Source organism: Phytoactinopolyspora endophytica, assembly GCF_004138495.1.
Lineage (GTDB): Bacteria > Actinomycetota > Actinomycetes > Jiangellales > Jiangellaceae > Phytoactinopolyspora > Phytoactinopolyspora endophytica.
In genome coordinates this window covers 14,952-24,067 of the sequence record NZ_ML142882.1, presented here as the reverse complement: position 1 = coordinate 24,067, position 9,116 = coordinate 14,952, and the positions used below count along the sequence as shown (strand labels likewise).

Here is a 9,116-nt window from a genome sequence, read left to right as displayed (position 1 = left end):
CGGCACCGTCGACATGGTGGTCGCAACTTACTCGATCACCGATGAGCGCGCCGAGCGGGTGGACTTCGTCGGCCCCTACTTCATCGCCGGGCAGGGCCTCCTGGTGCCCGAGGACAATACAGACATCAACGGCCCGGATGACCTCGACGGCAAGCTACTATGCTCCGTCACCGGATCGACCCCTGCACAACGAATCCAGGAGGAATACTCCGAGGGCGCCCAGCTTCAGGAGTATGACACCTACTCCAACTGCATCGAAGCTCTCGGCACGGGCGTCATCGACGCCGTGACCACTGACGACATCATCCTCGCTGGGTACGCAGCCCAATCGGAGAACGTCGGCAACATGAAGCTCGTCGGTGAAGCGTTCTCGGAGGAGAACTACGGCATCGGTCTGCCCATGGAGAGCGGCATGTGCGAGGACGTCGCCGCGGCGGTCACCCAGATGATCGACGACGGTTCATGGGAGCAGTTCGTCGCCGACAACGTCGGTGAGACCGGCTACGAGCCCAACGCCGCCCTCAATCCGCCGACGCCTGAGGCCTGCTAGCAGTTCGGCGCAGCACGTTTCGCCTGCTCGAAACGGGGCGCTGGGCGGCCGGTCGTCCGAGACAGATGGTCACGTCTCGGACGACCGGCCATGCTCGACGACGGCTTGCCCTGAACCGGCAACACTGGTGACCTCTGCTGGACATTTCCGCCACGAACTGGGGGTGCGATGGAAGCGATCAGAGAGCTGCTCGATGACTACGACGTGTTGGCAGCGTTCCTGGTCACGATCAGACTGACGGTCTTCTCGGCCATCTTCTCGCTGATCATCGGCACGGTCATCGCCTCCATGCGGGTGTCTCCCATACCTAGTCTCCGGACCACTGGGTCGCTGTACGTGAACCTGGTGCGAAATACGCCGCTCACGCTGATCATCATCTTCTGTAGCGTGGGGCTGTGGGGTCAGCTGGGAGTGGAGCTGGCAGACCGCGATTCCGGTACCTTCCTGGTCGACAACGCCTTCCGGCTGGCCGTGCTCGGCCTTTCCGTTTACCACTCCGCTTTCGTCGCCGAAGCGCTGCGCAGCGGGATCAACACCGTGCCGGTTGGCCAAGCCGAAGCCGCGCGAGCCATCGGATTGAGCTTTGTTCCGGCTCTCCGGTTGATCATTCTGCCGCAAGCATTCCGCGGAGCCGTGGCGCCGCTCGCGAACGTGCTCATCGCGTTGACCAAGAACACGACGGTCGCCTCGGCGATCGGCGTCGCCGAGGCGGCGGCCCTGATGAAGACCATGATCGAGAACCGAGCGGACGTCCTTTTCGCCGTGTTCGCCATCTTCGCGCTCGGGTTCGTCATCCTCGTCCTGCCGACCGGCATCCTGCTGACGGCCCTTTCACGTCGATTGGCGGTGCAGCGATGAGCGAGCACGACGTCCTCTTCGATGCCCCAGGACCTCGGACCATCCGTCGGTTCCGGATCATCAACATCATCGCGCTCCTCCTCATCGTCGGCATCATCGCCTGGGTCGTGGTCGGGTTGCGCAACCAAGGACAGATCACGACGAGCAAATGGGAACCGTTTCTCACCGGTGAGGCGTGGACCTCCTACTACATTCCGGGCGTTCTCGCCACGTTCCGTGCAGCTGGCGTCTCGATCGTCCTCGCTCTGGTGTTCGGCATCGTCTTCGGCCTTGGTCGCCTTTCGCAGCTGCGGCTGGTACGTGCCGTGTGCAGCGTGGTCGTCGAGTTCTTCCGCGCTGTGCCGGTCTTGCTGATGATGCTCTTCTCAGTCCGGTTCTACTCCTACTATGACCTCGTTGACCCGCCGCAGCTCCCGCTCTACAGCGTGGTCACGGCACTGACTCTCTACAACGGAGCGGTGATAGCGGAGCTCGTGCGCTCCGGCGTACACAGCCTCGCCAAGGGACAGCGTGAGGCCGGATTGGCCATCGGACTCACCTATGGCCAGACGCTGCGATCGGTCCTGCTCCCACAGGCACTCGTAGCAATGGCACCGTCGATCGTCAGCCAGATGGTGGTGATCGTCAAGGACTCCGCCCTCGGCTACATCATCGGCTACTCCGAGCTGTTGCGCCAGGGCAACCAGTTCGGCGTCGCCCAACAGACGGTCTTCCCCTCGTACATCGTCAGCGCTGCGATCTTCATCGTCATCAACGCGATCCTCGCCTTCGCCGCCCACAGCCTCGCGCGCCGGCTACGGTCTCGCACCGGGGCTGCTATAGCGGCCGGGACGCCACAGGTCGGCGGAGTCGGCGTCGGTGGTCAGACGACCTGAGCGCGACCAGTCATCCTGAGCCAGCCATCTGACGCGACATTGGCCGACAGGTCACGACGCCGGGCAACACCAGCATTGCGCCGTGGTGACCGTCGAACGGGGGCGAGTCTCCGGAACCCAACGGACGTAGCAATAGCACGAGCTGTTGTGGAACGTGCTGGCTACCGCCTACGAGGAGTGCGACGGCTTAGCGCGCGAACTCCGTCGAGCGGGACTCGCGGACCACGGTGATACGGATCTGGCCCGGGTAGGTCAACTCTTCCTCGACCTGCTTGGCGATGTCCCGGGCGAGCACCTGCGCCTGCAGATCGTCGATGACGTCGGGAAGGACCATGACCCGGATCTCGCGGCCGGCCTGCATCGCGAAGACCTTCTCCACGCCGTCCTTCGCCATGGCGATCTCTTCGAGGCGCTCGAGCCGCTTGACGTACGCCTCGAGCGACTCCCGCCGGGCGCCGGGCCGGCTGCCGGAGATGGCGTCGGCCGCCTGGGTCAGCACCGCGTAGACAGTGCGCAGCTCGACCTCGTTGTGGTGAGCCTCTACCGCATGGACGACGTCCTCGTTCTCACCGTAGCGGCGCGCCACCTCCGCACCGATGAGCGCATGGCTGCCTTCGACCTCGTGGGTGAGCGCCTTGCCGATGTCATGCATCAGGGCGCACCGCTTCGCCAGTGTGACGTCGAGTCCCAGTTCGGCAGCCATCATGCCGGCGAGGTGAGCCGCCTCCAGCAGGTGCTGCAGTACGTTCTGCCCGTATGAGGTCCGGTACCGCAGCCGGCCGATCAGCGCGACGAGGTCCGGGTGGACATCCGTGATGCCGACCTCCACAAGCGCGTCTTCACCCGCGCGCACGCAGAGATTCTCCACCTCGGCGCGGCTCTTGTGATACTGCTCCTCGATCCGATGCGGGTGGATCCTCCCGTCGAGAACCAGCTCTTCGAGCGTCAGGCGGGCGATTTCGCGCCGGACGGGATCGAAGCAGGAAAGCAGCACGGCCTCCGGGGTGTCATCGATGATCACGTTGACACCGGTGATCTGCTCGAAAGCCCGGATGTTGCGGCCCTCGCGGCCGATGATGCGGCCCTTCATCTCGTCGCCGGGCAGGTTAAGGACTGACACCACCGCTTCGGACGTCTGCTCCGACGCCAGACGCTGAATGGCTAGGGTGATGATCTCGCGGGCGCGGACCTGCGCGTTCTCGTTGGCCTCGCGTTCGATGTCGCGTGCCTTGATCGCCGCCTCACGCTTGGCCTGGTTCTCGATCGCCTCGATGAGCTCGCTCTTGGCTTGCTCCGGGGTCAGACCGGCGACGCGGGCAAGCTCGGTCTTACGTGCGTTTTCCAGCTCGTCGAGCTCGACGAGCTTCTCCGCCATGGCGGTCTCTTGCTTGGTCAGTTCCTGCTCGCGGCCTTCCAGCGAGCGACTCTCCACGTGCAGCCGCGCCTCACGCTGTCCAAGCCTGACTTCCCGTTGCTCAAGGTCGAGCCGCTTCTGGTGTAGCTGGCTGTTGGTGTCGCCGACGTGCTGCTCGACCTGCTCCGCCTCGGCACGCGCCTGGGCCAGAATCTCTGCCGCCTTTTCCTCGGCCGCCGCCTTGGTCGCTTCGGCCGCCTCGTTCGCCGCATCGATCCGCGCCGATCTGTCGGCGCGCTCCTGTTCCGCCCGGGCGTTCTCCAGCTGGCGATGGTTGGCGCGACGGAACAGGCCAATCGCGATGATTGCCAAGGCAACGGCGAGCACTGCGCCGACGACGAGGATGGCGGTTGCAGTGTCCATCGTCGGCTCCCTCACGTCGGCGCCCGTTATGGGCGTTCCTCGGTGGAACCGTTCCGCGACCATGACGGCATTACCACATCGCCCGGGCACTCCACGGCCGACGCACTGCATCGCCAACTCACCGACGCGCCAGCTACGCCGCTCGCGCGTCGCTCACCATTACATATGCGCCGACTCGCCCACCCCTTATGAGGACGGGAGTCCTGTATCTCGTGCCCATTGCTGTGCAGCTATGTCGATCCGCGGTCGCGGAGTACATTCCACCTTTAGCACGAGGCTACGTAAAGGCGAAGTCATGGTCAAGGCAGGGTTACCTTACCGTGCCTCAACTGCCGCACGGCCTAGACCTCAGACGCGGCACCCTACACGGTACGCAGGGAACGGTACTCGCCCGAAACAGTCTGAATCAAGATCGTCTGACAGTAACTTCAGATGCAGTCCTATGCGCCAGACGATGGCAACCTTCAGTTCACTCGACGTCCGGCTCTCATTCAAGGTGCGGATCCGGCAAGGCCTCCCCATCCAGCCCTTCCGCTTCCAACGCCTCCCGGACGACGCGGTAGGCCAACCCCGGCGCATACCCCTTGCGTGCCAGCATCCCCAGCAACCGCCTCATGCGGGCCGCCGGCTCCAGCCGACGGGTACCAGCAAGCCTTCTGGCGACGAGTTGCCGGGCTGTCTCTTCCTCCTTCTCCGCCGGCAGCGCCTCCACCGCCTCGTCGGCGATGGTCGGGTCGACGCCTCGCTGCCGTAGCTCATGACCGAGCGCACGCCGAGCCAGCCCTCGGCCGACGTGTCGGGATTCCACCCACGCCTCAGCGAAGGCGGCGTCATCGATGAGATTCAGTTCAGCGAACCTGTCCAGCACGCGTTCCCGGACATCGTCCGGGACGCCCTTCCTCACCATCGCCTGGTCAAGCTGGGCCCGCGTCTGTGGGGCGCCGGCCAGCCGGCGCTGGACGATCTCGCGTGCCACATTCTCTGGATCGTGCTCGACGTCGGCACCGGCCGCCCTTGGGGAGCGGCCGGCTGGACCATCATGAGAACCGTCATGCACTGTCAACGCACCTGCCGGCTGAGGATCGATCAGAAGTCGACCGGTGCTTCTTCGGCCACTGCGTCGACCTTGGGCCCGACACCCAACTTCTCCTTGATCTTCTTCTCCACCTCTTCGGCGATGTCCGGGTTCTCCTTCAGGAAGTTCCGGGCGTTCTCCTTGCCCTGGCCCAGCTGATCGCCTTCATAGGTGTACCAGGCACCGGACTTGCGGACGATGCTCTGCTCCACGCCAAGGTCGATCAAGCTGCCCTCCCGGCTGATTCCCTCCCCGTACAGGATGTCGAACTCGGCTTGCTTGAAGGGCGGAGCCATCTTGTTCTTGACCACCTTGACCCGGGTACGGTTACCGACCGCGTCGGTTCCGTCCTTCAAGGTCTCGATCCTGCGAATGTCCAAGCGGACCGAAGCGTAGAACTTCAACGCCTTTCCACCGGTGGTGGTCTCAGGAGAGCCGAAGAACACGCCCACCTTCTCCCGGAGCTGGTTGATGAAGATGGCCGTCGTCTTGGAATGGCTCAGCGCGCCGGCGATCTTCCGCAACGCCTGGCTCATCAGCCGGGCCTGCAAGCCGACGTGACTGTCACCCATCTCGCCTTCGATCTCAGCCCGCGGCACCAGCGCGGCGACCGAGTCGATGACGATGACGTCGAGGGCGCCGGATCGGATCAACGTGTCAGCGATCTCCAGTGCCTGCTCCCCCGTGTCCGGCTGGGAGATGAGCAATGAGTCGGTGTCGACGCCTAGCGCCTTCGCATAGTCAGGATCGAGCGCGTGCTCAGCGTCGATGAAGCCGGCCACTCCGCCCAACTTCTGCGCGTTCGCCACCGCGTGCAGAGCGATCGAGGTCTTCCCGGAACTCTCCGGACCATAGATCTCGACCACCCGGCCCCGGGGCAGGCCACCGATTCCGAGTGCTACGTCCAAGGAGATCGATCCCGTGGGGATGACCTCAATCGGTACGCGGGTTTCCTCGCCCAAACGCATTACCGAACCCTTGCCGTGTGCGCGCTCGATCTGCGCCAGCGCTGTCTCAAGGGCCTTCTCGCGGTCTGCGGGAGCTGCCATGGTTACCGCCTGGGGTTGATGGGCCGCGCCGCGGCCCTGAGTTTTCTTCGCCATCGATCGAGACGTTACGCTCCGCCACCGACAAGGTCGAGATCTTTCCTCTACCTGTGGATAACTTCGCTCCACCTCGACAGCCGCCACGCTATACCGAAACTATGTTCGAACGCGAGCGACACGCCCCATCCCGGGCCAACGGGTCGCGTCTGACGGGCTGCGCCCTGTCGCTCAGGCACGGACCCGGACATACGAGCAACCGTGAGGTCGTACTTCTTCGCAGAAGTACGACAGCAGCATACGTGACGGCCACGCGGGCGACCGCGTTGTCGTGAGACGCGTCAGAGGCCGCCGCGAACCGGCACCAGACACGCCCTAATAGGGGCGCGTCCGTCCCCGCCCTTACAAGCCTCCGTGGACGAACTCACCGCCTACCATCGTGGCAGCCACTGGGACGTCGGCGAGTGACGATACCGGCACCTGCCTCGGATCGTCGCCCAGCATGACAAGGTCGGCGAGCTTGCCCGGACTCAGGCTGCCCACCCGGTCCTCCGCTCCGCACGCGTAGGCGCTCTCGGTCGTATAGGCGGCCAGCGCCTGTTCGAGGGTCACGGCCTCGTCGGGTCCTACCGGCAGTCCGCCCTTGCTCTTGCGCTCCACCATGAACTGGATCGCCCGCAACGGCGCCCCGTCCGCCACCGGCCGATCCGAGCTGCCGGCCAGCGGGATGCCGTGGTCGAGGAATGCCCGCCCCCGGTACATCCACCCGCTGCGCTGCTCCCCCATGATCCGCGAGTAGTCGTCGCCGAACGCGTGCAGGAACGTCGGCTGGATCACCGCGGTCAGGCCGAGTTCCGCCATCCGGGGCAGCTGGTCCGGGCGCACCAGGCCGGCATGCTCGATCCGGTGCCGCACGCCCCGCCGGGGAGCCTCGCTCTGCGCCGCGGCCACCGCGTCCAGCGCCTGGTCGACGGCGCGGTCACCGATAGCGTGGATGGCCAGCTGCCAGCCGGCCCGGTGAGCGTCGGTCACCAAGGCCGTCAACTCCTCGTCGCCGTAGGTGAGCTGCCCCAGGCCGCCGTCGCCGTACGGCTCGGTCAACGCGGCGGTGCGGGCCATCATCCCGCCGTCGAGCCACATCTTCAGTGCCCCCACCGACAGCCGGTCACCTCCCAGGCCCGTCCGCAAACCGAGGTCGATCGACCTCGGCATCCCGTCCGCCGGGTCGGCACCGGACGGACGCAGCATGACGGCAGGGATCATGGCCTGGACCCGGACGGGCAGCCGTCGCTGCTCCACCGCGCTCTGATACGCCGCCAGCTCCACCGGCGAGAACCCGCCCAGACCTGCGACGATACCGGCGTCGGCACACATGGTGACACCCTCGCGCGCGGCTTGCCGGCTGGAGACCTCGAGCAGGTCGATGATCTCCTCGACGCGGTACGGCATCCGGCGCGACCGGGCCAGGCCCATGGCCTCCTCGACGAACACCCCGCTGGGTCGGCCGTCGTCGTCCTTGACCACACCGGCGTCGGCGGCCGTGAGCTCGTCGTCGGGAATGAGATCGAGCACGGCGCGCGAGACGAGACAGGCATGTCCGGAAGCATGCGTGATGTAGACCTTACGCCCAGCGGCGACGCTCTCCAGGTCGCGCCACGTCAGGTGGGCACCGAGCGGTCGCTGGTCATAGCCGGAGAGATCGACCCAGCGCCCGTCCGGGGTGGCCGCGACGGCCTCGGCTACGGCGCTGAGGACGGCATTCCGGGTGCCGCACTCCGACAGATCGACCTGCCGGCTCGCCGCACCGGTCCAGACCAAGTGAGTATGAGCGTCCACGAACCCGGGAAGCACCACCGCGCCTCCGGCGTCGACCACTCGTGCGGCAGGCAGGCCGGCCACGTCGTCGTCGAGACCGACGATCCGGCCTTGCCAGACACCGATCGACGAGGCAGTCGGCCGGGCAGGATCCATGGTCAGGGCCCGACATCCGGTGATCAGCAGATCAAGCTGCACAGTGCTTCCCTTCCTGCCCAGTCAGCGGGGCGGCTTGCCCAATGGCGGGCTGTCCGGCCCGCCCGGCCGGCGAGCGTAACGACGGTTCCGAGTATGCGTTACGTTACAGTAATGGTTCCGTACTAGTACAGGAGCGGACGAATGCATACTCCTCGGCATGACCGGCCGGACACCGCGGCGCGCGAATCGCGACTCATCAGGGACAATCTGTTCGGGCTGATCATCAGCACGGGCGACGACGGCGCGCCGGCCGCCACGCACGTGCCGATGCTGCGCTCCCCCGAAGACGGCGCATCCACACCCGACGACAGCACTGTGCTGGTGGGCACGAAGATCATCGGCCACATGGCACGCGTCAATCCACAGTGGCGCTCCTTCGCCGGCGCCCCGGATGTGCTCGCGGTCTTCTCCGGGCCCGACGGGTACGTCTCCCCCACCGTGTATCAGACCACGCCCGCGGCGCCGACCTGGAACTACGCGGGGGTGCACGTCACCGGGCCGGTCAGGCTGATCGACGATCCGGAGGAATCGCTCGACGTCGTCCTGTCCACCATCCACGCCTCGGAGGCACACATGGCGTCCCCGTGGGATTTCTCCACGTCGATGGACTATTTCCGGCGCATATTGCCGGGAATCATGGCGTTCGAGATCACGGTGAAGACCGTTGACAGCCGATTCAAACTCAGCCAAGAGAAGCCTGCCGAGATCCAGCATCGAGTCCACGACAGCTTCGCCGCCAGCCCGCACGGCCGCGACCGGGAGCTGGCCGCCCTCATGGCCGACGTGCTCGGCCTCCAGAGTCGCTGAACGCCCATGCAACACCGGCCCGGACAGAGCAAAGGCGCCCCGGGCAGCCGCAATCCGGTGCAGGTCCAGCCAGAACCCGGCGCCGGCCGAGCCCGTCATCGGGCGTTGGCTCAGCCGC

At 65.8% G+C, this 9,116-nt stretch carries 8 protein-coding genes; 4 read left to right on the top strand and 4 right to left on the bottom strand.

Features of this window, described 5'->3' with window-relative positions; genetic code table 11:
• The 3 genes from ELR45_RS40060 to ELR45_RS33545 form a co-directional block, all read left to right on the top strand.
• Positions 1-550, top strand: a 550-nt coding sequence (locus tag ELR45_RS40060; RefSeq protein WP_205857786.1) for a transporter substrate-binding domain-containing protein, incomplete at its 5' end; no start/stop codon positions are given.
• 168 nt (positions 551-718) lie between these two features.
• A complete protein-coding gene (locus tag ELR45_RS33550; protein WP_129670163.1) occupies positions 719-1,408 on the top strand; it encodes an amino acid ABC transporter permease in 690 nt (229 codons plus the stop codon).
• Positions 1,405-2,283: an amino acid ABC transporter permease gene (locus ELR45_RS33545; protein WP_129670162.1), complete on the top strand. Its 879-nt coding sequence runs from the start codon at positions 1,405-1,407 to the stop codon at positions 2,281-2,283. The genes ELR45_RS33550 and ELR45_RS33545 overlap by 4 nt, the downstream gene beginning before the upstream one ends.
• Before the next feature lie 187 nt (positions 2,284-2,470).
• Here the strand turns inward: ELR45_RS33545 and rny are convergent, their stop codons facing one another.
• From rny to ELR45_RS33525, 4 genes are all read right to left on the bottom strand, one after another.
• Positions 2,471-4,171 (bottom strand): ribonuclease Y, encoded by a 1,701-nt coding sequence (gene rny / locus ELR45_RS33540; protein ID WP_129670161.1) that lies wholly within the window; start codon positions 4,169-4,171, stop codon positions 2,471-2,473.
• Positions 4,172-4,547: 376 nt separating this feature from the next.
• Complete coding sequence (locus ELR45_RS33535) at positions 4,548-5,036, bottom strand: regulatory protein RecX (protein ID WP_205857784.1); 489 nt, start codon at positions 5,034-5,036, stop codon at positions 4,548-4,550.
• A gap of 110 nt (positions 5,037-5,146) precedes the next feature.
• Positions 5,147-6,184 carry a recombinase RecA gene (recA, locus tag ELR45_RS33530; protein ID WP_129670160.1) on the bottom strand — a complete coding sequence of 346 codons (1,038 nt, stop codon included), beginning with the start codon at positions 6,182-6,184 and terminating at the stop codon, positions 5,147-5,149.
• A gap of 396 nt (positions 6,185-6,580) precedes the next feature.
• Complete coding sequence (locus ELR45_RS33525; RefSeq protein WP_205857783.1) at positions 6,581-8,191, bottom strand: amidohydrolase; 1,611 nt, start codon at positions 8,189-8,191, stop codon at positions 6,581-6,583.
• Positions 8,192-8,332: 141 nt separating this feature from the next.
• Between ELR45_RS33525 and ELR45_RS33520 the strand changes: the two genes are divergently transcribed.
• Positions 8,333-8,998 (top strand): FMN-binding negative transcriptional regulator, encoded by a 666-nt coding sequence (locus ELR45_RS33520; RefSeq protein WP_129670159.1) that lies wholly within the window; start codon positions 8,333-8,335, stop codon positions 8,996-8,998.
• Positions 8,999-9,116: the final 118 nt, after the last annotated feature.